This window comes from Marinovum sp. E3 (assembly GCF_055755275.1).
This window is the reverse complement of record NZ_CM146908.1, coordinates 2,596,468-2,618,524: the sequence shown is the minus strand read 5'-3', so window position 1 is coordinate 2,618,524 and position 22,057 is coordinate 2,596,468. Positions and strand designations below refer to the sequence as shown.

Below are 22,057 nucleotides of genomic sequence, written 5' to 3'. Positions count from 1 at the left end.
ATTGGCGAAATCGGGCCGCGCGCAGGGCCGGGCCTCGCATCGGCCGGCCCAGGGTGCGGCGGGCAATGGAGGGCGAGATGGAGCGGATGGCGGAACTGATCGCGCGATATGCGCGGCCCGGGCGGGTCGAGTGGATCGGCGTCCGGCCGGAGCGGCGCGGCGCGATGCGGGCGCTGGAGACCGTCGAAGTGACCGAAGCCGGGCTCGCCGGCGATCACGGGCGGGCCGGCAAACGGGCGGTCACGCTGGTCCAGGCCGAGCATCTGGCGGTGATCGGGGCGTTCCTCGGCCGCGACGCGGCGCCGGCGGAGGCGCTGCGGCGCAATCTCGTGGTCTCGGGTATCAACCTCGCCGGGCTGCGGGGGCGGGCGGTGGCGCTGGGCGGGGCGCTGCTCGAATTCACCGGTCCCTGTGCGCCATGCAGCCGGATGGAGGCGGCCTTCGGCCCCGGCGGTTATGCGGCGGTGCGCGGACATGGCGGCATGACGGCCCGGGTCTTGCAGCCCGGACCGGTCTCCCTGGGCGATGCGCTGCGGCCAATCGATTGACAAACCTGTGCCACTTCCCTGACATGAGCGCGTTTTGACCAGAGGACTGACGTGGTGACCCCTTTTCCGGCCCTGCGGCGCGGCCAGACCATCGGATTGCTGGGCGGGTCCTTCGATCCGCCGCACCAAGGCCATGTGCATATCACCCGCGAGGCGCTCCGGCGGTTCGGGCTGGATCGCGTGTGGTGGCTGCTCAGCCCCGGCAATCCGCTCAAGGCGCATGGGCCGGCGCCGCTGGACGAGCGCATGGCCGCCGCGCGGTGGATCATGCAGCATCCCAAGGTGGAGGTCAGCGATTACGAGGCACGGGCGGGAACCAGATATACCGCCGAAACGTTGGACGCGCTGAGACGGGATTACCGAGGTGTGAAATTCGTATGGCTGATGGGGGCCGACAACCTCGTGCAACTGCCGCAATGGCAGGATTGGCAGCGAATCGTCGAGACCGTGCCGATCGGCATTCTTGCCCGGCCGGGAGACCGCATCCGGGCGCGCAACTCCAAGGCCGCGCGGGTCTATGCCGGCGCCCGTATCCGTGGCCGGGAGTCGCGCAGGCTGGCCGAAGCCGAGGCCCCGGCGTGGTGTTTCGTCAATGTTCCGATGCGCGACGAAAGCTCCAGCGCGATCCGCGCCACGGGCCAATGGCGCAACGACGCGAAGCGGTGACGGCCGGAGCCGGGCAGAGGCACGGCCAAGCGGGGTGCGGTTGCCCGGTTCACGACGATGTGTCGGCAATCTGCGAGCGGACCGTCATAATGCCGGCATCGGTCGCCAACGCGCGCTTGTCTGTCATTCAGGGCTGAGGTTAAATCATCGCATGACGAAAGCATTTTCCAGACGCATGTTTCTTGGCGCGGCGCTCGGATTTGTCGCCACCGCCGCGCAGGCATCGCCACCCAGCCGGTCATTGCGGCCGGTGGCCCGGCCGGGCAGCACCAAGCCGATCGTCAAGACCTTTCCCAGCGCCGAACAGCTGGTCCGCGAGGCCAAGGTTTCGGGCCAGGTGGGATATGCGGTGATGGATGTCGGCACCGGGCAGATGCAGGAAGAGGGCCAGGCTGATGTGGGCCTGCCGCCGGCCAGCGTGGCCAAAGCGGTGACCGCGCTTTACGCGCTCGACGCGCTGGGCGAGGAGCACAGGTTTGCCACCACCATCCATTCAAATGGCACGGTTTCCGACGGCGTGCTGTCCGGCGATCTGATCCTTGCGGGGGGCGGCGATCCGACACTGGGCACCGACGAACTGGCTGATTTGGCGGCGGCGCTCAAGGCGGCCGGTATCCGCGAAGTGACCGGTGATTTCCTGGTCTGGGGCGGCTATCTGCCGTTTGCAGACAGGATCGATGTCGAACAGCCGGCGCATGTGGCCTATAGCCCGGCGATTTCCGGGCTGAACCTGAATTTCAACCGCGTGTATTTTCAATGGGTGCGGGCAGGCGATGGCTACGAAGTGAGCATGGATGCCCGCAGCGGTCGCCACAGGCCCGATGTTGCGGTCGCCCGGATGAGTGTCGAAGATCGCAGCACGCCGGTCTATACCTACGTCGACGAGGATGGCATTGATACCTGGACGGTCGCCCGCGGGGCGCTGGGCAAGGAGGGCGCACGCTGGTTGCCGGTGCGCAAGCCCGAGATCTACGCCGGTGAGGTGTTCCAGATCCTCGCGCGCAGCCACGGCATCGTTCTGAAGGCGCCGAAGGTGACGCGGGATGCGCCCGAGGGCGCCGCGCTGGCCGAGGTGACAAGTGCGCCGCTCACCGAGATCCTGCGTGACATGCTGGAGTATTCCACCAACCTCACCGCCGAGGTCGTGGGGCTTGCCGCCACCAAGGCGCTGGGCGTGGAGGCCGATGGCCTGGTGGCCTCGGCGCAGGCGATGACGCAGTGGCTGCGCGACGAATATGGCGTAAGCCCCGATGTCAGCCTGGTTGATCATTCCGGGTTGGGCGGGCAAAGCCGGATGACGGCGGCCGACATGGTGCTGACGCTGCGCGCGGCGCGCACTGCCGGGCCGCTGCGGTCGCTTCTGAAGCCGATCCCCCTGCGCAACGAGAAGCGCCAGATCATCGACGATCACCCGGTGGAGGTGGATGCCAAGACCGGCACGCTGAACTTTGTCTCGGCGCTGGCCGGCTATTCCACGGCGATTGACGGCAGCGAGCTGGCCTTTGCGATCTTTACTGCCGATACCGAACGGCGCGACGCGCTGACCATGGCGCAGCGCGAGCGGCCGGAAGGTGGACGCGCCTGGATCGCCCGATCGAGAAAGCTGCAACAAAGGCTGTTGCAGCGCTGGGGCCAGGCTTTCGTCAACAGCTAGGCGGGCTCAGAGTGTCATGTGCCGCGCCCGCGCGCCGCGTTCGATGGCCGCGGCGTGCAGCCGGTCGATGTTCAATTCGTAACGAATTTCTTCCAGCAGGCGCAGCTCGGCCTCGTGCAGCATGCCGTCGGCCGCGGCCACGTCGCAGGACAGCGCATAAGCGGTCTCGAACAGCCGTTCCGGCAAGTTTTCCCGGATCAGGCCGAACAGCGCGTCGAGTCCGTCTTCCTGTTCGAACAGGTCGAATACCGTGCGGGCCACGACATTCATCCGGTCGACGTCGTAATCGGCAAAGACCGGCAGATTGTTGACCGCGGTCTCGATCTTGACGAGCTGGGCAGTGTGGATGTTCTCATCCGAGGCCGAGATGGCGATCATCAGGCCGACAAGACAGTCCTGGGCGCTGAGCGAATGGGTGATTTCTTCCGACATTGGGGCCTCCTGTTGCAGTGCAGAATATTGACCCCGCGCGCCACCCGCAATAGGGAGAGGCGGCCTGTGCGCATGGGGCGCGCGGCCCTACCGGAGATGCCTGAACTATGTCTGACCTGCGCGATGCCGCCATGACCTCGAAAGCCTGGCCTTTTGAAGAAGCGCGCCGCGTGCTCAAACGCTATGAAAAGGCGCCGCCGGAAAAGGGCTATGTGCTGTTCGAGACCGGCTATGGCCCCTCGGGTCTGCCGCATATCGGCACCTTTGGCGAGGTGCTGCGGACGACGATGATCCGCCGCGCCTTCGAGGTGATTTCCGACATTCCGACGCGGCTGATCTGTTTTTCCGACGATCTCGACGGCATGCGCAAGGTGCCCGGCAACGTGCCCAGCCAGGAGGCGCTGGCCGAGCATCTGCAAAAGCCGCTGACCTCGGTGCCCGATCCCTTTGGCACGCATGATAGTTTCGGCGATCACAACAACGCCATGCTGCGCCGGTTTCTCGATACCTTCGGCTTCGAGTACGAGTTCTATTCGGCCACCGAGTTCTACCGCTCCGGCCAGTTCGACGAGGTTCTGCTGCGCGCCTGCGAACGCTATGACGACGTGATGAAGGTGATGCTGAAGAGCCTGCGCGAAGAGCGGCGGCAGACCTATTCGATTTTCCTGCCGATCCATCCCGAGACTGGCCGCGTGCTCTATGTGCCGATGAAACACGTGGATGCGGCCAAGGGTGAGATCACCTTTGACGACGAGGACGGGCGCGAGTGGACCCTTCCGGTCACCGGCGGCAATGTGAAATTGCAGTGGAAGCCCGATTTCGGCGCGCGCTGGGCGGCGCTGGGTGTCGATTTCGAGATGTATGGCAAGGACCATTCGACCAACACACCGATCTATGACGGCATCTGCCGCATTCTCGGCCAGCGCCCGCCCGAGCATTTTACCTATGAGCTGTTCCTCGACGATCAGGGGCAGAAGATCTCGAAATCTTCGGGCAACGGGATCTCGATCGACGAGTGGCTGACCTATGCCTCGACCGAGAGCTTGAGCTATTTCATGTATCTCAAGCCGAAGACCGCCAAGCGGCTGTATTTCGACGTGATCCCCAAGGCGGTGGACGAGTATCACCAGCAGCTGCGCGCCTATGCCATGCAGGATGCGGCGCAGCGGCTGAACAATCCGGTCTATCACATTCACGGCGGCGCGGTGCCGGCCTCGGATATGGTGGTTTCGTTCTCGATGCTCTTGAACCTGGCCAGCGCATCGAGTGCCGAGGACAAGGAAACGCTCTGGGGCTTCATCCGCAAATACGCCCCCGATGCCACCGCCGAGACCCATCCCGGCATGGATCAGGCGGCCGGTCACGCGGTGCGGTATTTCCAGGATTTCGTGAAGCCCGCCAAGGTGTTCCGCGCGCCCACCGATCAGGAACGGGCGGCGCTGGAGGACCTGGCGAAAGCGTTGCAGGACGGCGATTACGCCCGCGATCTGATTGCCCGCAAGAACGCCATCGTCGGCAAGGACGAGCCGCTGCCGGAGGCGGATTTCACCGACGAGGAGTTCCTGCAATCGATCGTCTTTGCGGTTGGCAAGGTGCATGAATTCGAGCCTCTGCGCGACTGGTTCAAGGCGATCTACGAGGTGCTTCTGGGTGCCTCGCAGGGGCCGCGGTTCGGCGGCTTTGTCGCGCTCTATGGCGTCGAAGAAACCGTCGCGCTGATCGACAAGGGCCTCAAGGGCGAGCTGGGCTGAGCCCTCTCGGGGCCGGCGCAGTTTGAAGCGCAGGCGTTTCGGACTATCTTTTGTGGATCAACCCCGCGAAAGGTGCCCGTCATGCTGCGTCACTGTCTTGCCGTTCTGGCTTTCGTTCTGGCCTTCGGACCTGCGCAAGCGCAGGAACCACAGCCCAGAAATCCCGAGATCGAGGCCGTGATTGGCGGCCAACTCGAGGCTTTCGAGGCGCAGGACATCGACCGCGCCTTTTCCTACGCCAGCCCGACGATCAAGGGCATGTTCGGCTCGCCCGAAGTCTTTGGCCTGATGGTGCGGCGCGGTTATCCGATGGTCTGGATGCCGGGCGAGGTGACCTACCTCGAACTCGCCGAGATCGGCGGCGCGCTCTGGCAGAGGGTCGAAATCATCGATCAGGCCGGACAGCGGCACTACCTCGGCTACCGGATGGTGCCCGGCGAGAGCGGCTGGAAGATCGGCGGCGTGCAGATCCTCGATGCGCCCGATATCGCGGTCTGACCACGCGGGGGCCGTTGCGCCGGCGGCGCACGGTGCTCTCAGCCGTCGTTAAGCCGCAGTTGATACCTCTCTTTCCCATCGGCGGGCGGCCTGCCTGCCCTGACGTGTGACATGCGCGACCTGGGCGCGATGTGGGAAAGGGACCATCATGAACAAAGCGATTACCGAGGGCGTGGTCTTCATGCCGACGGCCTTCTCCGCCGGGCTTGACGTCTGGTCGAGCGAGAACGGCCGGCCGGGCGATGACACCTATGCCAGCGCCGCCAATGCCGCCTTTGTGCCGTCGGATCAGGATTTCGGCGGCTGTCTCGAGATCCAGAAATCCGATTCGACGCAAAAGCTGCGCTATATGGGGCAGACGCCGATGCTGCCGGGCTGCTACCTGCGGGTCACGGCGCGGGTCAAGGCGATCTCGGGCAACCTGCCGAATGTGCGCATCGCGGGATATCCGGCGCTGTCGAACGGCAGCCAGGTGAGCGGGGTGATTGTGAGCGGGCCGGCGGTGACGCTGACCAATTACGGCGAGATCACCGAGGTTTCGGCCATCCTCGGGCCGGGCAACCGCACCGGCGTCGACATGATCTGGGGGACGGCACCGGTCTTTGCGCATCTCGGGCTTGACCTGACCGGGCCGAACGGCGGGCTGGTGCGGATCGACGATCTGGTGATCGAGGATGTCACCTCGGTCTTTCACGGCAAGCAGCTGGCCATGGTGGATGTGCGCGATTTCGGTGCCATCGGCGACGGCAACACCGATGACAGCGCCGCCTTCGAGGCGGCCGACGATGCGGCGGACGGGCGCGAGATCCTGGTCTCCGCCGGCAGCTATCGGCTGAACAACGACGTCACGATCAATTCGCGCATCCGCTTCGAGGGCACGGTCACCATGCCCGAGAGCGCGGTGCTGTCGCTGACCAAGGATTTCGACCTCGGCACCTACATCGACGCCTTCGGCAATGAGGAGCTGGGCTTCAAGAAGGCGTTTCAGTCGCTGCTCAACAACGCCGATCACGAAAGTCTCGACATGGGGGGGCGGCGGATTTCGATTTCCGAGCCGATCGACATGCAGGCCGCGGTGAACAACAAGGACACCTATGCCCAGCGCCGCCATATCGCCAATGGCCAGTTCTACGCCACTGGCGATGCGGTCTGGGAGCCGGAGGTGTTTACCAGTCAAGCGACCTATTCGGCCAGTGATGACGACCGGCTGACCAATGTGACCAATGTCGCAAATATTCCGGTCGGCGCGCTGATCACCGGCACCGGGGTCGCGCGCGAGACCTATGTACGTTCCAAGAACGTCTCGGCCGGCGAGATCACCCTGTCGCAGCCGATGGGGGCGGCCACCGGCACCCAGACATTCACCTTCACCCGCTTCAAGTACATGATCGACTTCAGCGGCTTCGAAAAGCTCACCAGCTTTTCCTTCTCTGACATCGAGTTCCAGTGCAACAACAAGGCCTCGGGCATCATGCTGGCCAAGACCGGCACGGTGTTCCAGGTGCGCGATTGTTTTTTTACCCGACCCAGGCAACGCGGTATCACCTCGATCGGCTATGGCTGCCAGGGGATGCTGGTGGACCGCTGCCAGTTCCTGTCGTCCGAGGGCAGCGAACCGGCGCAGAACCGGATTTCGATCGCGATCAATACCAATGCCAATGACGTCAAGCTGCGCAACAACCGCGCCAGCCAGTTCCGGCATTTCTGCATCCTCTCCGGCTCGAACGCGGTGGTGCAGGGCAATCACTTCTTTCAGGGCGACGGTCAGCCCAATGGCGTACGCATGGCGGGGCTGGTGCTGGCATTGCGCTCGTGCAACACGACGGTGGTGGGCAATTACGTCGACAATTGCTTTATCCGGCATGATAGAATCGGCGCTTCGAAACCCTGCCAGTCTGTGCAGATCGGAGATAGGGTAGCACCATCCGGGATTTGGGGCGCCGGGAGCACGAAAGTGCGGGCAGACCGAGCTTGAGACATGGGCTGCGAGCCCGAAGCTTTATCTGGTCGCCCCTGCGGCTTGCCCGGATGTGCCGAGAGCACGGATCTGTAGTTGCCGCGTGCCCGCCTGCTCCCACGACGTGAATGCTTTTGAAGTGGAGGGAGTATGCGGATCATAGGAATGGACATTCATCGGGACTTTGCCGAAGTGGTGGCGCTGGAAGGTACCGCGCTGACCCATCTGGGCCGAGTAGAGATGACACGCGACAAACTTAGGGCCTTCGCGGCAGAATTGGAGGCCGCGGACCACGTCGTGCTGGAATCGACCGGCAATACGGTAGCGGTGGTCGACCTTCTGTCGCCGCATGTGGCACGGGTTGCGGTAGCCAACCCGCTGCAGGTGCATCTGATCGCGAAGGCCAAGACCAAGACAGACAAGATTGATGCGGGCGTTCTGGCAAAACTCTACGCCGCGGGTTTTCTACCCGAAGTGTGGATCCCGGACGAGGCGACGCTGGCGCGGCGCCGGCAGGTGGCGCGCCGCAGCCAGCTCGTGAAACAGCGTGTCCGGCTGAAGGGCTTCGTTCACTCAATCTTGCATGCGCATCTTGTCCCGCGGTGCCCCCATGCCGATATCTTCGGCGGCAAGGGGCGCGCTTGGCTGCGCGCGCAAGTGTTGCCAGACGATGAGCGCTCCGCAGTGGAGCGCCATATCGCCGAGCACGACCGACTCACAATCGCGCTGAAAGACATTGAAAAAGACATCGCCCAGGCGGCGCTGGCGGACGAAAACGTCCAACGGTTGATGACGATCCCGGGCATCGACATGATCGTGGCAGTCGGCGTGATGGCGGCCATCGGCCGGATTGATCGGTTTGGCTCACCCGACGCGCTTGTGGCCTATATCGGTCTCAATCCCAGCGTCTTTCAGTCCGGGGATGGACCTGCCCGTCATGGCCGTATCACCAAGCGCGGGCGCTCTCACGCGCGCTTCCTGCTGGTCGAGGCTGCCTGGCAGACCGTCCGTTCGCCCGGCCCTCTGCGCGCCTTCTACGAGCGCGTCCGCGCCCGCCGCGGCAATCACATTGCCGCTGTGGCCGTCGCGCGCAAACTGGCGGTCCTCATCTGGCACCTGCTGACCAAACGTGAGGACTATACCTGGGCGAGCCCGGCTCTCATGGCGCGCAAGCGCCGGTCCATGGAACTCGCTGCCGGGATGCCTTCTGAACGCGGAAAAAAGGGCGCCACGGCAGACTACAATCTGCCACATCGCCGGCGTGCCGACCGCGCAGGCGCCGAACTGTCAGAAATCGCCTATCGCCGCATGATGGAGGGCTGGCGAAAGAAGAAGCCGCGGAAGGGTGCGGGCGCCACACCCGAGGAACGACTATGACAAGGCTGCGTGACGGGACTTGAACCTCACGTCCCGTCCTTCGCCACGTGGTCACCCGCGCCTCAAGAATAGCACAAAATCGAAAAATGGGGCTGTTCAATCTCATCTGTATCGAATGGACCAACGAGCGCGAGGTGGCGCCGGATTTCGCCGGCGGGTTCGGTTTTGCCGGGCTGTCGATCACCAACAACGTCTTTCTCTGCGGCGAGGTGCTGCCTTCCTTTGCCTGGATCGTCGTCAAGCCGTATGGCACCGGCCATTTCTTCAATGGCATCAACGTGACCGGTAACCTGTTTCGCGGCGTCGGCGCGGTGATCCAGCAGGCCGAGAAGGTGGACACCACCCATGCCGACATGAACTACGGCAACATGAAGAACGTCTATTTCACCGACAACACCTTCAACAACGTCTTCAAGACCACCGAGAATCCGGTCACCGTTTCGCATACCCAATCCTCGGCCGCCGCGACCTGGCAGATCTCGGGCGCGAGTGTGCTGGCCTTTGGTGGCGAGGCGCGGGGGGTGGTGTCGGTGGTCGCCACCGACAAGATCGAGAACAGCGCCAATGTGGCGCAATGGGGCATGCCCTATACCAAGGTGCGGCAGGGCGCGGCCAATGACCGGATCGATCTGTTCTGGCAGACCGCCGTGCGCGGCAAGGTCAGCGTGACCATGCGGATGGACGTCTGACGCCGCCGCGCCCCGGACCGTGGTGGCCGCGCTACCGCACGCTGAGGTAGCGCGCCGACATCCAGCCGGCGGCGCCATCGGGCATCACCATGCGCCACCAGACGTCGTTGGAATTGCGGCAGTCGGCGGCGGCCTGGAAATCGGTGGCGCTGAGCCCGTCGCGGGTTGCGTGATCGCAGGCCGCGCGGCAGCTCTCGGAGGTGATGAGATAGGCGGCGTCGTCCCGGCTGACCGGGGCCACGAAACTGCCCTTGGGCGCCTCGGCGACGATCTCGGCGCTGAAGTTCGGTTCGGTGCGCAGAGTGGCGAATTCGTTGACGTTGACCACCTGATAACGCTCGGCGGCCGGGGCGCAGAGCGCATTGGCGGCGGCGGGCGGAAGCTCTTCTCCGTCGCCGGCCAGATCGGTCAGCTTGGAGGCGCCGGGAAAGATCACGATCGGTTCGAAGAAGGTGAAGGGGCCGGTGGCCTGTTCGGTCAGCCGTTCGATCTCGGCGGCGGTGGGCGGGGCGTCGTTGGGCGCCTCGCTCTGGCCGTTCCAGGCCGCCTGTTGCAACACCCGGGCCGAAACGCCGCCGGTGCCGGAGCGCGGTTGAAACCAGCGCACCTCGCAGACCGTCCAGTAGAGCTCTCCCTCGGCCCGATAGCCGGTCAGCCAGGCGCCGCGCCGCGCGCCGGTGGCGGCGGGGGCAAGCATCATGCCGGCGGTGGCCTGGAACACCCGGGTGCTTTCGGGGCGGTCAAAGTGGTCGGGGCGCATCTCGGGGCCGATCCGTTCGCAGATCTCGCGCAGCTGGTCCTGGCTCATCTGGTCGGGCAGGGGGCGCAGGCCCTCGACGCGGATGCCGGCATCGATGCTGCGCGCCACGGTGTCGACATGCAGGTAGTCGCCCGGCACGGAAAACACGGCAAGCGCGAAATCGCGGCTGATGCTGAGGATGTTGAGGCTGCCGAAAATCGCTGCCGTGGCCTGCTGTGCCTGTTGAAACGCCTGTTGCACGGCGTCTTCGGTCAAGTCGTCGTCGGGCAGTTCCAGCCCCGGCGCTCGAAAGCCCAGCCTGGCCGCCGCATGGATCGAGCGGTCGAGGGCACGCACCACCCCGCCTTCGAAACTGGCGCGGGTGCCGCCGAGAAAGGCCAGCGCACAGGGGCCGAGACAGCTTTCGCCCTCGGCTACATGGCTGGAAATGCCGGTGTGGCGCAGGTATTCGGCGATCTCGACCGCTTCGATAAAATCGCCGCCGGCGCTGTTGAAACAGAGTCGGGGCGCGGCGTCGAAATATTGGGCGCCTTCCGAGCCGCCCGGCAGGAGCCGCGCGATCCGCGCGCTGTCGCCCGGCTCGATCGGGCCGGTGGCGCGGGCGTTGCAGCCTTCGGGGTCGGCGTTGACCAGCCGGAGCTGCAAGGCCGCGGCCGGGCCGACAAGGGTGAGCCAGAGGCCAAGGGCCGCAATGAGCGGGACGAGCGAGCGCAGACAGCAGGACTGGGGCATGAGGCGTATCCATTCTGGCAGGTCGTGCCAGTCTAACCAATTGGCGCCACATGGCAATTCCCAGTGTGATCGGTCAGAACTCGCGCCAGAGGCCGATTTTCACGCCGGGCAGGGCCGGGGTCCGAAGATCGAACACCAGCCCGCCCTGGATCTTGGCCCGCCGGCCGACCGGGATGACGATGCTGGGGGCAAGGCTGGTGTAGGGCGTGTCGCTGACCTGGGTGTGAAAGACCTGCGCCATGGCCTGAAGGCCGTCGGCAAAGGTCAGCCCTGCGGTGACATCCAGCTTGCTCTGGCGCAGATGTTCGGCGCCGGGCCCCTCGGCCCGAACCAGCCGGGTGTCGAGGCCGAACCAGCCGGAATTCGGCCCGAGCGTGAACCCGCGGCCGTAACCGAAGCCGATGGCGCTGTAATTCAGATCGTCGACCCGCCCGAGACTGGCCTCGAGCGACAGATAGGTGCCCTGGCGGCTGAGCACCGGCGCCCGGACAAAGACCCGGTAATCGGGATCGGAGCCGACGCTATGGCCGATATCGAGCCCGAGGGTGAGCGAACGGGTCAGCCCGTATTCCATATAGAGATTGTTGAAGATCGACAGCTCGCCCGGCCGGCGCGCGACCTCAAAGCCGCTGATCTCGGTCGAAGTGGCCAGAAACCAGCTGCCCTTGTCCCGTGGCCAGGCCCCCGCCGTGGCCATGCCGGCCAGCATCGTGAAAATGGCGGCCAGGCGAAACATCGATGATCCTCGCGCGTCACGCTCCCCGCCGACCAGAGTGCAGGGGCATGGTAAACATGCGGTTAATGCCGCCCTGCCGCTGCTGGCCAAGGGGCGGTGGCTGCGTTATCACGCGGGGGCACATGGCAGGGTGACACATGACCGATTTGACCGAACTGGCCCGGCTGATCCGCGACGACAGCGCGTCGCGCGGACAGCCGATCTCGAAACTGGGCTATTTCTGCGCGCCGTTCCGGCCCACGCAGGGGCCCTTTTCCGACCGGGTGATAAAGGTCTATCGCGGATCGACCGACCGGGCGCTGATGGCGCGGCTGGCCACATGCCACGCCGATTATGTCGCCGCGCTGCACAAGACCGGCGTGCCGGTGCCGCAAACCGAGTTTCACCTGCTGCCCGAGGGAAATCTCGAGGTGCCGGTGATCGTGCAGGAGGCGCTGCCCGCCGAGAGCATGATGCGGCCGCAGATGCAGGCCGCGCCGCGCGATGCGGCGCTCGAGTTGATGGAGGCGGCGGGGCAGGTCATTGCCCGGTTCTGGAACAATGCCGACCAGTTCGAGACCCGCATCGGTTTTCACCCCTCGATCCGCAATTTCGCGGTTGCCGGGGGCCAGGCCAGCTTCTTCGACACTTTTCCGCCGCTGATCCATTATTCCCGCCCCGAGATGGGTCGCATGCTGCTGATCTTTTCGGAAAGCGCGCTGATGCGCAGGGTGGGGCCTCTGCTGCGCGGCCGCGTCACCGGCATTCAGGACGAATGGTATTCGCCGCCCGAAACGCTGGTCGGCCTGGTCGGTTCGGCCTGCCGCCTGCGCCCCGAGCATGGCGAGGCCTTTCTCGCCTGGGGCCGGGATTTCATGATCCGCGAAATGCCGCGCTGGGCCGACGAGGCGCTGCCGCATCTGCAACGGCCGCCACGGCTGCCGGGCTATTGGACCGGAATGCGCAAGGTATTGGGGTTGCAGGGCGAACCCAACGTCTGAATTCGGCGTCAATGGGGCTTTGACTGGCCGCAGCCGCGTGGCAGGGTGGAACCAGAGGAGGAGTTCCCATGCCCGAGATCAAAGCCGACGCCAAGCTTCAGACCGTGATCACCACCTTCGAGATGACCCCCGGCACCTGTCAGGATCTGCTCGATGCGTTGCAGGACGCCTACGAGAATTTCATCTCGAAGCAGCCCGGCTTTGTCGCCGCCGGCCTGCATGTGAACGACGCTCAGACCCGGATTGCCAATTACTCGCAATGGCAGAACCGCGAGGATTTCCTTGCCATGCTGCGCTCTGACGAGATGCGCCAGCGCAACCGCCAGATCCACGACCTCTGCCGCAGCTTCGAGCCGGTGATGTACGACGTTGCGGCAACCTTCGGCTGAGGGTCGCTCCTCACGTTGGCTCAGCCGATCGGCGGCGTCGGCCGGGTGACGATGAAAAGCGCGGCACCGGCGAGCACCACGGCCTGCAATGTCACCAGCCAGGCGCTGAGGCCGAGGACCAGCCCGGCCAGGAGCACCACCCCCATGGTCGAGACGGCCAGCACCTTGGCGCGCTGCGAAATCGCGCGGTAATCGCGCCAGTTGAGGATCGGCGGGCCGAGCGTGGGATGTTCGACCAGCCAGGCGTGCAGCCGGGGCGACGAACGGGCAAAGCAGAAGGCCGCGAGCAGCAGGAACACGGTGGTCGGCAGCAGCGGCAGGAAAATCCCCAACACGCCAAGCGCGATGGCCAGGCATCCGAGCGCGATCCAGAACAGACGAAGCAAAAGGGCAATCTTCATGCGGCGCAAGCTAGCACGGCGGTCGCGAATTGCCCGCAGGAATGATGCGCCGCGCAGGATTTTGGCCCGTGTTCGGCCGCGTGACGCGGAAAAAATACGGCGTGGCACTGGCGAAAGCCCGGTCGGCGGGCTAGCTTGCGCCACATGTCAGATGATCTCGTCAGTGAAATCAGAGCCTTGCGCCGGGAAGTTGAAAAGCTCAACGGCCACCGTTTCTTTCGCATTCATGACAAGTTCTGGACCATGCTCTGGCATTCTCTGGCGCGGGGGCTGATGATGGGGCTCGGCACCGTCGTTGGCGCGACATTGCTGTTGTCGGTGCTGATCTGGACGCTGAGCCAGATCGAGTTCATCCCGATCATCGGCGAATGGGCGCGGCAGGTCATCGATATCGTGCAAGAGGTCGGCGACGGCAACTGACGCCGGCCGTCGCGGCGGAGCGGGCTGCGTTTAGAACCCCAGCCGCCGCAAGGGGCCGATCACCCTGCGGAACAGGATCGGCGGCAGCATGTCCTGCAACAGTTCGAGCCGGCGCACCTCGCGGTCGGCCTGGTCATGGGTGCCGGGGCGGGGGCGGAACAGCGTGGTATGGCTGCGTTTTGTGTGGTCCCAGGTGGCGGTGTAGTAATACAGCGCCAGCGACATGCGCGGCTCTCCGCGCGGGTGATTGACCGTTTCGGGATTGCCGTGCCAGGTGTCGGACCCGGTATTGAAACAACACATCCGGTTGTATTCCGGCACATAGCTTTCGACTTTCCGGCTCATGTCCTCGTTCCAGATTTCGAAGGAGCCGCCGTATTCGGCTTTCCAGTCCTTGTTCAGATAGATCAGGATATTCAGCCGCCGTTCCAGATTGAGCTTGGAATTGTGATTGAAGTCGGCATGGATATCGAGATGCCCGCCGTTGGCCACCACATGCACCCCGCCGCCCGAGAAATAGGGGTCTGGGATCAGGCCGTTGATGCCGGTCAACTCTTCGAGATAGCGCACGAAGGGGCGGGAGTTGAGGGCGTAGAACAGCTGTCGCGTATAGGGCGGCAGACGCTCGGGCAGGTAAGAGGTCTTGAGCTTTTCCTGCGGGCGATTGAAGCTGTCTTCGGCCTCGGGCAGGGTCTTGAGCTCGGCGATCACCCGGTCCAGCACCTCTTCGGGCAGAAAATCGGTAAAGCTGCCATGCGGATAGGGTTTGCGGGTGCGATAGCTCTCTGACGCCGCTTTGCCCGCGGCCTGCGCCGCCTTGGCATCAATGGACAATGTGTCTGGATCGATCGAAATGACAGCCATGAAAATATCCTCGCAAACTTGCTGGTCCGACTAACAGGGGATTTGGGCAGAATTAAGGATCGGTTTACGGGGTTTCGGCAGAGGTATCGAAATCGATATGGATGTGATTGCCGTCCGGGTCATGCAGGTTGATCTGGGTGACCGGGATGCCGGGCACCGGGTCGATGCTGTGGGCAATGCCCCGCTCGGTCAGCAACCTGGTGAAGCGGTCCATGCCCTGCGCCCGAAAGGCGAAATGCTCGAGGCCGAGATCATCGCCAGGGTCGGGCGGTGCCGTCTTGCCGACGAGATGGACCACGGCCCGGTCGCCGAGGTAGAGCCAGGCGCCGGGAAAGGAAAAGGGCGGACGTTTGCCGGGATGCAGGCCGAGGATCTCGCCATACCAGGCGATCATCTCGTCGAGATTGGCGGTGCGGATGTTGACGTGATCAAAGGCGGTGAGCATGGCGGCGGGGCCCCTGTGCTGTTGCGGCTGCTGGTCTGGCTCACCATAGGCGCGGCACCGGGGGTTGCAAAGCGGAACGGGGCCGAAACCGGCCCCGTGTGCGATCAGTGGTCAGCCGTTCAGACGTGCGCGGCGCGGCCCTTGGGGCCGAACAGCAGCCAGGCGAGGAAGCCCAGCACCGGCAGGATCAGGATGACCAGCGTCCAGACCACCTTGGCGCCGGTCGACGCGGCGGACGTGAGGGTTTTGTAAATGGCGTAGAGGTCTGCAATCAGGATGATGAGACCAAAAATTCCATATTCCATGGGATGTCTCCGGGGTTGTTGCTGTCTCGGTCGGTACGGGCAGGTAACGTCGGCCAGTTCGAAATTGTTCCCGCAGGAGTTGGGCCGGCGGTGTGACCGAGGTAACAGCCGTCGTGCGCGAAATGTGGTATAATGATGCCTTGGGCCAGAACGGCCCGGACATGGGGGGAGAGATGTACGCACGTATCACGCCATACAAGATGAAACCCGGATCCCGCGAGGCGGCTACGGCCAAGATGAACGAGTTGAAGGCAGAGATCCTTGGCCTGCCCGGCATGCAGCATTTCATGAGCGCGATGAACGAGGACGGCAGCGGCTATATCGTGGCGACCGTGACCGACAAGGCGACCTCGGAGTCCAACGCGGAACGAGTCAAGGCGATCTGGGCGAATTTCGCCGAGTTCCTCGAAGAGATGCCGGTGCCGCAGGGCTTTGACGTGGTTGCGGAGTGGCGGCCATAGGGCAGGCGGTGTCGCCCGCCCCGCCCGGCCTACCGCTTGCGCCGTTGCACATTGCCGCCGCGTTGCCCGGGGCGACCGGCGGTGCTGCGCCCCTTCAACTTGACCGCCGCCTCTGACGCTTTCTCGACCGCCTGCTGGCGCGCCAGAGGGTCGTCGTGGACCGCGAGGTCGACCGCTTCGAGCCGCTTGATCTCGTCGCGCAGCCGCGCCGCCTCTTCGAACTCCAGGTTTTCGGCCGCCTTGCGCATGTCGGTCCTGAGCCCGTCGAGCACCGCCTGAAGGTTGGAGCCGGCCAGCCCCTGGTCGATGGTCGCGGTCACCCGGTTCATGTCGACATCGCCTTTGTAGAGCCCTTGCAGCACGTCCTCGACGTTCTTTTTCACCGTCTCGGGCGTTATGCCGTGTTCCTCGTTGTAGGCGATCTGCTTGGCACGACGGCGGTCGGTCTCGGTCAGCGCCCGCTCCATCGAGCCAGTGATCCGGTCGGCATACATGATCACCCGGCCTTCGGCGTTGCGCGCGGCGCGGCCGATGGTCTGGATCAGCGAGGTTTCCGAGCGCAGAAAGCCCTCCTTGTCGGCGTCCAGAATGGCGACCAGCCCGCATTCCGGAATGTCGAGCCCCTCGCGCAGCAGGTTGATGCCGATCAGCACGTCGAAGGCGCCGAGCCGCAGGTCGCGCAGGATCTCGATGCGTTCCAGCGTGTCGATGTCGGAATGCATGTAGCGCACCTTGATGCCCTGTTCATGCATGTATTCCGTCAGATCCTCGGCCATGCGCTTGGTCAGCGTGGTGCAGAGCGTGCGGAAGCCGTCCGCCGTGACCTTGCGCACCTCGTCGAGCAGGTCGTCGACCTGCATCTCGACCGGCCGGATCTCGACCTGCGGATCAAGCAGGCCGGTGGGGCGGATCACCTGTTCGGTAAAGACGCCGCCGGTCTGCTCCAGCTCCCAGGCGGCGGGGGTCGCGCTGACAAAGACCGACTGCGGCCGCATCGCATCCCATTCCTCGAACTTCAGCGGCCGGTTGTCCATGCAGGACGGCAGGCGGAAGCCGTGTTCGGCGAGCGTGAACTTGCGCCGATAGTCGCCCCGGTACATGCCGCCGATCTGCGGCACGCTGACGTGGCTTTCATCGGCAAACACAATCGCGTTGTCCGGGATGAATTCAAACAGGGTGGGGGGCGGCTCGCCCGGCGCGCGGCCGGTCAGATAGCGCGAGTAGTTCTCGATGCCGTTGCAGACGCCGGTGGCTTCCAGCATTTCCAGATCGAAGTTGGTGCGCTGCTCCAGCCGCTGTGCCTCGAGCAGCTTGCCTTCGCCGACCAGCTGATCGAGCCGCATCCGCAGCTCTTTCTTGATGCCGATGATCGCCTGCTGCATCGTCGGGCGCGGGGTGACGTAGTGGCTGTTGGCGTAGATGCGGATCTGGTCGAACGTATCGGTCTTTTCGCCGGTCAGGGGATCGAATTCGGTGATCGCCTCCAGTTCCTCGCCAAAGAATGACAGCCGCCAGGCTCGGGTGTCGAGGTGCGCCGGCCAGACCTCGAGCACATCGCCGCGCACCCGAAAGGAGCCTCGCGCAAACCCGGCGTCGTTGCGGCGATATTGCTGCGCCACCAGGTCGGCCATGATCTCGCGTTGATTGTAGTCGTGCCCAGCCTTGAGATCCTGGGTCATGGCGCCATAGGTCTCGACCGAACCAATGCCGTAGATGCAGCTCACCGAGGCGACGATGATCACGTCGTCGCGTTCCAGAAGCGCCCGCGTGGCCGAGTGGCGCATCCGGTCGATCTGTTCGTTGATCTGGCTTTCCTTCTCGATATAGGTGTCGGACCGGGCGACATAGGCCTCGGGCTGGTAGTAATCGTAATAGCTGACGAAATATTCGACCGCATTGTCGGGGAAGAACCCCTTGAACTCGCCATAAAGCTGGGCCGCCAGCGTCTTGTTGGGGGCCAGGATGATCGCCGGGCGCTGGGTCTCTTCGATGACCTTGGCCATGGTAAAGGTCTTGCCGGTGCCGGTCGCGCCCAGCAGCACCTGATCCCGGTCGCCGTCGCGCAGCCCCTGGCTCAACTCGACAATGGCGGTGGGCTGGTCGCCGGCCGGATCGAATTCGGTGTTCATCACGAAGGTCTTGCCGCCTTCGAGCTTGTCGCGCGTCTTGACGTCGGGGGCCGGCGCGCTGAGGATCGGCATCGCTTCGGGCGAGTTGTTGTACATGGCTAAGGCTCCTTGCCCGCTAAATGTGCGACCTTGCCCGGCCAATGCAAGACCTGCACCGCGCGCTGTTGGCGGAGCGGCCGGAAATTGTTAGACGAGAGCGGCGGAGTTCTGCGGCCGATTCTCGTCCGACCGGATACACGAAATCACGTCAAAGCAGTTTGATATTGCTCGGATTTTTAGTCTAACGAAATTTGTTGTCAGCGGTCGGCCTGAGTTGTCTTAGCGATTCCATGGGTTTACGGAGACACTGCACAGTCCTGTGTCGGCGTGATGAATTTTGCGCCGGCAAAAATCGTTGCCAAGCCCGTTTCGGCGATTGTACCCTGAAATGGCAAGCAGCAGGCTTGGCTGTCGAATGTGTTGCACCTACCCACCCCTCGCTCCCCGCGACACGAACGACAGCCAAGCTGTGCTTGGCCGCCAATCCGAACAATCAGGATCGAGCCGCTGGCAGGGGCGATGCCTTTCGGGCAGTCTATACGCTTGAAACGGGGCGCGGAATTGCCGATAACCGGCGAAACACCCGGAGGCACATCCATGCGCGCACGAATTTACCAACCGGCCCGGAACGCGATGCAATCGGGCGTGGCCAAGACCCGTCAATGGGTTCTGGAATTTGCGCCGTCTTCGCCGCGCGAGGTCGATCCGCTGATGGGCTGGACCTCGTCCGAGGATACCCAGGCGCAGGTGCGGCTGAAATTCGACAGCAAGGAAGCGGCGTTGGAATATGCCCGCGACCACGGCATCGAAACCACGGTGATCGACCCCAAGCGGCGCCAGCCCAACATCCGCCCGCGCGGCTATGCCGAGAATTTCGCGGTCAACCGCCGCGGCCCCTGGACTCATTGAGCCTGTAAGAGACATCTGAGTTTTTCCCGGGCTCTGCATAAAGGGCGCCCCGCTGGCCGCAGCGGGGCGGGCGAAACAGGTGCCGGGACCGTCCGGATCGGACAATCCCGCCTTGCGCTCACCGCAGTTCGGGGATGCGCTCGCCGCGCGCCTGATGCGCTTTGCGGCCGGAGGCGGCGCCTTGGATGCGGACCTATACTTTAGAGAGCCGCATCTGCTCGAATGCGCAAATGAGCCAGCGGATTGGGTGTCATAGTATGCACCTATGACCCCACATTGTTCCTTCTCCCAAATTCGCTGGCGCTCGCTCGTCGTTGCAACATTGGCCAGCCTGATGCTGCTTGCTTCGATTGCCGCGCTGATCACGCTGTACGTGCGCGAGCACGAACAGTCGCATGACTTCAATGCCGAGGCGCTGGCAAACGGCGAGCTCATGGCCACCCGGTCGGCCATCGAATCCGCGCTCTACAAGCGCCTCAGCTTGCCTATCGCGCTCAAGGCCTTCGTCAAGTCGCACCCGGATTTCACCGCAGCGGATTTCGAAAGCTTCGCCCAAGGCCTCACCGATTCCGTGCCCGGCGTCATGAGCCTTCAGCTCGCGCCCGATGCCGTCGTCACCTATCTCACCGATATCGAACGCAACCGGGCCGCCATTGGCCATGATCTGATCGCCGACGAGGCCCGCCGGCCCGCCGTGCTGCGGGCCATCGAAAACCGCAAGTTCATCGTGGCCGGACCGCTGACGCTCAAGCAGGGCGGCCGGGCAATCATCGCCCGCTTGCCGATCTTTATCGAAGGCTTCAAGAGCCGGACCGGCTTTGACGAGTTCTGGGGGTTTGCCACGATACTGATCGATGTCGATGCCCTGTTCTCCGAGGCGGGGATGGCAGAGATCGACCATCGGGTGAAACTTGCGATCCGCGGCGTCGACGGCCTCGGGGCCGAGGGGGCCGTGATCGTCGGCGATGCCGGCGTCTTCGACACGGCAACCACCTATGCCGAGGTCATCCTGCCCAATGGAAGCTGGCAATTGGCGGCGGCGCCCAACCAGGAGGCCTTTGCCCACGATCACTCCGGGCTCTACCTTGCCGCCGCCCTGGGCTCGATCTTCTTTGTGACCTTGACCTGGGTGCTGGTCTACCGCCAGGGCAGCCGCGAGCTTCTGAATGCGAAAGAACAGGCCGAAGCCGCGAGCAAGCTCAAATCCGACTTCATTGCCGTGATGAGCCACGAGATGCGGACGCCGCTGAACGGCATTCTGGGTGCCGTTGACCTGCTGCGCAGCACCGCCCTCACAAGCGAGCAATCGAAATATGCCCATACCGCCAGCACCGCGGGTGAACATCTGCTGCGCCAGATCAATGACGTGCTCGACGTCAGCCGGGCAGAAACCGGCACGCTGCGGATCGAAAGCAGTGCGATCGACATTCGCGATATCGTGAGCAGCGCCCTGCTGGTGACCAGCTCGGCGGCCGAGGCCAAGAGCCTGACGATCGAGAGCAAGCTGTCGCTTCCCGACCATGCCGTTCTGGGCGATCCGCATCGCATCCGGCAAATTCTCGTCAACCTGATCGGCAATGCGGTGAAATTCACGGACGCCGGAAGGATCACCGTGCAGGCCAACACCCGCACCAATGCCAAAGGCATGGCCGAGGTCGAGTTCAGCGTCGTCGACACCGGCATCGGGATTTCCCGCGACCAGCAGGCGATCGTGTTTGACGATTTCGTCACGCTTGAAACCGGCTATGCCCGCAATTCCGATGGCTCCGGCCTTGGCCTGGCAATCTCGCGGCGCATCGTCAATGCGATGGGTGGTGACATCGGGGTCGAAAGCGCGCTTGGCGTCGGCAGCCGGTTCTGGTTCACGATCCCGCTGCGCCGGGCCGAGGAAACGCCCACAGCCAAGCCGGACGCGACGGGCACCCCGCATCCCCATGACGGCACCAACCCTCCGGCGATGGCCGCTGTCGTCCCGCTCGAGATCCTTCTGGTGGAGGACAATGAAACCAACCGCATGGTCGCGCGTGAGCTGCTTGGTCTCGCTGGTCATGTCGTCAAGGAAGCCCGCGATGGTCAGGAAGGCGTCGACATGGCGCTGGAGCGGAAGTTCGACCTGATCCTGATGGATGTCAGCATGCCAAGAAAGGACGGCATTCAGGCCACCCAGGACATCCGTGCATCGGAGGGGCCCAACCGCGACACGCCGATTGTCGGGCTGACCGCGCATGCCATGCCGGGCGAGCGGGCCGGGTTCCGCGCCGCCGGCATGAATGTCTGCCTGTCCAAGCCGATCCGGGTGCACCAACTGCACGAGGCGGTCGCGCAGAACCAGATCGTCCCGTCTGCGCGTGCGGCCGCCGAGCCGACAGCCCCGCAGCAGGCCGTCGATTTCCAGGTGCTGGACGATCTCGCGAACGTGCTGCCGGCGGCGGCGTTCAAATCCACGCTCGAGCGGGTCTGCGCCGAGATCGAGGAATCGATCCCGACCCTGATCGAACGCGGCCGGAACGGCGACTCCGACGCTCTGGGGCGGCAGGCGCATCGGCTCGCCGGCTCGGCCGCGCTGATTGGCGCCACGCAACTCCGGGGGCTGCTTGCCGAAATCGAGGTGTCGGCCAAGACCGGCGGCGAGAAACTGGCCGAGATCGCGGAAAGCCGCCTTGTCGCGGTGGCCGGCGAAACCGCCGAGATCCTGTCGCGCCGCGCGGCGGCCCCGACCGCCGCAGTGCGCCCGTGATCGAGGGCGTGCTCCATCGGCAGGCGGGCGCTCTCACCGACAGGTCGAAACCGGCCTGATCGCGCCCGACCGCCGCAGAGAGACAGCCCGCCGCGGCGGGCTGTCTTGGCATGTTTTGGGCAGATCGCGGGGGGCGTCCCGACTTTCCGGGGATTTCCGCTCGCATTTTCCCGCTGTC

21 protein-coding genes and 1 pseudogene are annotated in these 22,057 nt (G+C 64.3%); 14 read left to right on the top strand and 8 right to left on the bottom strand.

Annotation, left to right across the window (positions count from 1 at the left end; all coding sequences use genetic code 11):
* The first annotated feature begins 86 nt into the window (after window positions 1–86).
* The 3 genes from AC0J5K_RS12780 to dacB all read left to right on the top strand — a co-directional run bounded on the left by AC0J5K_RS12780 (window position 87) and on the right by dacB (window position 2,868).
* On the top strand, window positions 87–548 hold the full coding sequence (locus AC0J5K_RS12780; RefSeq protein ID WP_473009715.1) for an MOSC domain-containing protein: 462 nt from the start codon (window positions 87–89) through the stop codon (window positions 546–548).
* Window positions 549–602: 54 nt separating this feature from the next.
* Complete coding sequence (locus AC0J5K_RS12775; protein WP_274565956.1) at window positions 603–1,214, top strand: nicotinate-nucleotide adenylyltransferase; 612 nt, start codon at window positions 603–605, stop codon at window positions 1,212–1,214.
* 151 nt (window positions 1,215–1,365) lie between these two features.
* On the top strand, window positions 1,366–2,868 hold the full coding sequence (dacB, locus tag AC0J5K_RS12770; protein WP_274565955.1) for a D-alanyl-D-alanine carboxypeptidase/D-alanyl-D-alanine endopeptidase: 1,503 nt from the start codon (window positions 1,366–1,368) through the stop codon (window positions 2,866–2,868).
* Window positions 2,869–2,874: 6 nt separating this feature from the next.
* Here the strand turns inward: dacB and AC0J5K_RS12765 are convergent, their stop codons facing one another.
* On the bottom strand, window positions 2,875–3,300 hold the full coding sequence (locus tag AC0J5K_RS12765) for a tellurite resistance TerB family protein (RefSeq protein ID WP_048532619.1): 426 nt from the start codon (window positions 3,298–3,300) through the stop codon (window positions 2,875–2,877).
* A 107-nt stretch (window positions 3,301–3,407) separates the two neighbouring features.
* Between AC0J5K_RS12765 and AC0J5K_RS12760 the strand changes: the two genes are divergently transcribed.
* The 5 genes and pseudogenes from AC0J5K_RS12760 (at window position 3,408) to AC0J5K_RS12740 (ending at window position 9,572) form a co-directional block, all read left to right on the top strand.
* Window positions 3,408–5,051, top strand: coding sequence for a lysine--tRNA ligase (locus tag AC0J5K_RS12760; protein ID WP_074836402.1), 1,644 nt, complete (start codon window positions 3,408–3,410; stop codon window positions 5,049–5,051).
* Between the two features lie 81 nt (window positions 5,052–5,132).
* A complete protein-coding gene (locus tag AC0J5K_RS12755; protein ID WP_074836404.1) occupies window positions 5,133–5,549 on the top strand; it encodes a DUF4864 domain-containing protein in 417 nt (138 codons plus the stop codon).
* A 148-nt stretch (window positions 5,550–5,697) separates the two neighbouring features.
* A pseudogene (locus tag AC0J5K_RS12750) lies at window positions 5,698–7,407 on the top strand (glycosyl hydrolase family 28-related protein); the annotation flags it as partial.
* Window positions 7,408–7,656: 249 nt separating this feature from the next.
* Window positions 7,657–8,883, top strand: coding sequence for an IS110 family RNA-guided transposase (locus AC0J5K_RS12745; protein ID WP_274565301.1), 1,227 nt, complete (start codon window positions 7,657–7,659; stop codon window positions 8,881–8,883).
* Window positions 8,884–8,969: 86 nt separating this feature from the next.
* Window positions 8,970–9,572, top strand: a complete 603-nt coding sequence (locus AC0J5K_RS12740; protein ID WP_420398599.1) for a hypothetical protein — start codon at window positions 8,970–8,972, stop codon at window positions 9,570–9,572.
* Window positions 9,573–9,603: 31 nt separating this feature from the next.
* On the opposite strand, the gene AC0J5K_RS12735 is transcribed toward AC0J5K_RS12740, so the two are convergent.
* Together AC0J5K_RS12735 and AC0J5K_RS12730 are read right to left on the bottom strand one after the other, a co-directional pair.
* The gene (locus tag AC0J5K_RS12735; protein WP_274563261.1) at window positions 9,604–11,064 is read right to left on the bottom strand and encodes a hypothetical protein; all 1,461 of its coding nucleotides are present in this window, start codon (window positions 11,062–11,064) and stop codon (window positions 9,604–9,606) included.
* Window positions 11,065–11,137: 73 nt separating this feature from the next.
* Window positions 11,138–11,800, bottom strand: a complete 663-nt coding sequence (locus AC0J5K_RS12730) for a hypothetical protein (RefSeq protein ID WP_274563259.1) — start codon at window positions 11,798–11,800, stop codon at window positions 11,138–11,140.
* A 137-nt stretch (window positions 11,801–11,937) separates the two neighbouring features.
* Here AC0J5K_RS12730 and AC0J5K_RS12725 point away from each other — a divergent pair, with 137 nt between their 5' ends.
* Window positions 11,938–12,780, top strand: a complete 843-nt coding sequence (locus AC0J5K_RS12725; protein WP_274563257.1) for a DUF6206 family protein — start codon at window positions 11,938–11,940, stop codon at window positions 12,778–12,780.
* 68 nt (window positions 12,781–12,848) lie between these two features.
* Window positions 12,849–13,169: an antibiotic biosynthesis monooxygenase family protein gene (locus AC0J5K_RS12720; RefSeq protein WP_048532611.1), complete on the top strand. Its 321-nt coding sequence runs from the start codon at window positions 12,849–12,851 to the stop codon at window positions 13,167–13,169.
* Between the two features lie 20 nt (window positions 13,170–13,189).
* Here the strand turns inward: AC0J5K_RS12720 and AC0J5K_RS12715 are convergent, their stop codons facing one another.
* The gene (locus AC0J5K_RS12715) at window positions 13,190–13,570 is read right to left on the bottom strand and encodes a YbaN family protein (protein ID WP_048532609.1); all 381 of its coding nucleotides are present in this window, start codon (window positions 13,568–13,570) and stop codon (window positions 13,190–13,192) included.
* 144 nt (window positions 13,571–13,714) lie between these two features.
* Here AC0J5K_RS12715 and AC0J5K_RS12710 point away from each other — a divergent pair, with 144 nt between their 5' ends.
* The gene (locus AC0J5K_RS12710; protein WP_048532608.1) at window positions 13,715–13,990 is read left to right on the top strand and encodes a DUF5665 domain-containing protein; all 276 of its coding nucleotides are present in this window, start codon (window positions 13,715–13,717) and stop codon (window positions 13,988–13,990) included.
* Between the two features lie 30 nt (window positions 13,991–14,020).
* Here the strand turns inward: AC0J5K_RS12710 and AC0J5K_RS12705 are convergent, their stop codons facing one another.
* The 3 genes from AC0J5K_RS12705 to AC0J5K_RS12695 all read right to left on the bottom strand — a co-directional run bounded on the left by AC0J5K_RS12705 (window position 14,021) and on the right by AC0J5K_RS12695 (window position 15,604).
* On the bottom strand, window positions 14,021–14,854 hold the full coding sequence (locus tag AC0J5K_RS12705; RefSeq protein ID WP_074836416.1) for a 2OG-Fe(II) oxygenase: 834 nt from the start codon (window positions 14,852–14,854) through the stop codon (window positions 14,021–14,023).
* Between the two features lie 64 nt (window positions 14,855–14,918).
* Window positions 14,919–15,299, bottom strand: coding sequence for a VOC family protein (locus tag AC0J5K_RS12700; protein ID WP_074836417.1), 381 nt, complete (start codon window positions 15,297–15,299; stop codon window positions 14,919–14,921).
* 119 nt (window positions 15,300–15,418) lie between these two features.
* A complete protein-coding gene (locus tag AC0J5K_RS12695) occupies window positions 15,419–15,604 on the bottom strand; it encodes a PLDc N-terminal domain-containing protein (RefSeq protein ID WP_048532604.1) in 186 nt (61 codons plus the stop codon).
* A 173-nt stretch (window positions 15,605–15,777) separates the two neighbouring features.
* Between AC0J5K_RS12695 and AC0J5K_RS12690 the strand changes: the two genes are divergently transcribed.
* Complete coding sequence (locus AC0J5K_RS12690; RefSeq protein ID WP_074836457.1) at window positions 15,778–16,065, top strand: hypothetical protein; 288 nt, start codon at window positions 15,778–15,780, stop codon at window positions 16,063–16,065.
* Between the two features lie 29 nt (window positions 16,066–16,094).
* Here the strand turns inward: AC0J5K_RS12690 and uvrB are convergent, their stop codons facing one another.
* Window positions 16,095–18,290 (bottom strand): excinuclease ABC subunit UvrB, encoded by a 2,196-nt coding sequence (uvrB, locus tag AC0J5K_RS12685; RefSeq protein ID WP_274563248.1) that lies wholly within the window; start codon window positions 18,288–18,290, stop codon window positions 16,095–16,097.
* A 540-nt stretch (window positions 18,291–18,830) separates the two neighbouring features.
* Here uvrB and AC0J5K_RS12680 point away from each other — a divergent pair.
* On the top strand, window positions 18,831–19,142 hold the full coding sequence (locus AC0J5K_RS12680) for an ETC complex I subunit (protein WP_048532598.1): 312 nt from the start codon (window positions 18,831–18,833) through the stop codon (window positions 19,140–19,142).
* A 334-nt stretch (window positions 19,143–19,476) separates the two neighbouring features.
* The gene (locus tag AC0J5K_RS12675) at window positions 19,477–21,879 is read left to right on the top strand and encodes a hybrid sensor histidine kinase/response regulator (protein ID WP_274563244.1); all 2,403 of its coding nucleotides are present in this window, start codon (window positions 19,477–19,479) and stop codon (window positions 21,877–21,879) included.
* The last annotated feature ends 178 nt before the right edge of the window (window positions 21,880–22,057 follow it).

Bases quoted from the DNA above. Each gene is read 5' to 3' on its own strand.
- AC0J5K_RS12695 (WP_048532604.1), bottom strand. From the start codon at position 15,604: ATGGAATATGGAATTTTTGGTCTCATCATCCTGATTGCAGACCTCTAC.
- uvrB (WP_274563248.1), bottom strand. From the start codon at position 18,290: ATGTACAACAACTCGCCCGAAGCGATGCCGATCCTCAGCGCGCCGGCC.
- AC0J5K_RS12730 (WP_274563259.1), bottom strand. From the start codon at position 11,800: ATGTTTCGCCTGGCCGCCATTTTCACGATGCTGGCCGGCATGGCCACG.
- AC0J5K_RS12760 (WP_074836402.1), top strand. From the start codon at position 3,408: ATGTCTGACCTGCGCGATGCCGCCATGACCTCGAAAGCCTGGCCTTTT.
- AC0J5K_RS12720 (WP_048532611.1), top strand. From the start codon at position 12,849: ATGCCCGAGATCAAAGCCGACGCCAAGCTTCAGACCGTGATCACCACC.
- AC0J5K_RS12780 (WP_473009715.1), top strand. From the start codon at position 87: ATGGCGGAACTGATCGCGCGATATGCGCGGCCCGGGCGGGTCGAGTGG.
- AC0J5K_RS12735 (WP_274563261.1), bottom strand. From the start codon at position 11,064: ATGCCCCAGTCCTGCTGTCTGCGCTCGCTCGTCCCGCTCATTGCGGCC.
- dacB (WP_274565955.1), top strand. From the start codon at position 1,366: ATGACGAAAGCATTTTCCAGACGCATGTTTCTTGGCGCGGCGCTCGGA.
- AC0J5K_RS12690 (WP_074836457.1), top strand. From the start codon at position 15,778: ATGTACGCACGTATCACGCCATACAAGATGAAACCCGGATCCCGCGAG.
- AC0J5K_RS12700 (WP_074836417.1), bottom strand. From the start codon at position 15,299: ATGCTCACCGCCTTTGATCACGTCAACATCCGCACCGCCAATCTCGAC.
- AC0J5K_RS12740 (WP_420398599.1), top strand. From the start codon at position 8,970: ATGGGGCTGTTCAATCTCATCTGTATCGAATGGACCAACGAGCGCGAG.
- AC0J5K_RS12705 (WP_074836416.1), bottom strand. From the start codon at position 14,854: ATGGCTGTCATTTCGATCGATCCAGACACATTGTCCATTGATGCCAAG.
- AC0J5K_RS12680 (WP_048532598.1), top strand. From the start codon at position 18,831: ATGCGCGCACGAATTTACCAACCGGCCCGGAACGCGATGCAATCGGGC.
- AC0J5K_RS12765 (WP_048532619.1), bottom strand. From the start codon at position 3,300: ATGTCGGAAGAAATCACCCATTCGCTCAGCGCCCAGGACTGTCTTGTC.
- AC0J5K_RS12725 (WP_274563257.1), top strand. From the start codon at position 11,938: ATGACCGATTTGACCGAACTGGCCCGGCTGATCCGCGACGACAGCGCG.
- AC0J5K_RS12755 (WP_074836404.1), top strand. From the start codon at position 5,133: ATGCTGCGTCACTGTCTTGCCGTTCTGGCTTTCGTTCTGGCCTTCGGA.
- AC0J5K_RS12745 (WP_274565301.1), top strand. From the start codon at position 7,657: ATGCGGATCATAGGAATGGACATTCATCGGGACTTTGCCGAAGTGGTG.
- AC0J5K_RS12675 (WP_274563244.1), top strand. From the start codon at position 19,477: ATGCTGCTTGCTTCGATTGCCGCGCTGATCACGCTGTACGTGCGCGAG.
- AC0J5K_RS12710 (WP_048532608.1), top strand. From the start codon at position 13,715: ATGTCAGATGATCTCGTCAGTGAAATCAGAGCCTTGCGCCGGGAAGTT.
- AC0J5K_RS12715 (WP_048532609.1), bottom strand. From the start codon at position 13,570: ATGAAGATTGCCCTTTTGCTTCGTCTGTTCTGGATCGCGCTCGGATGC.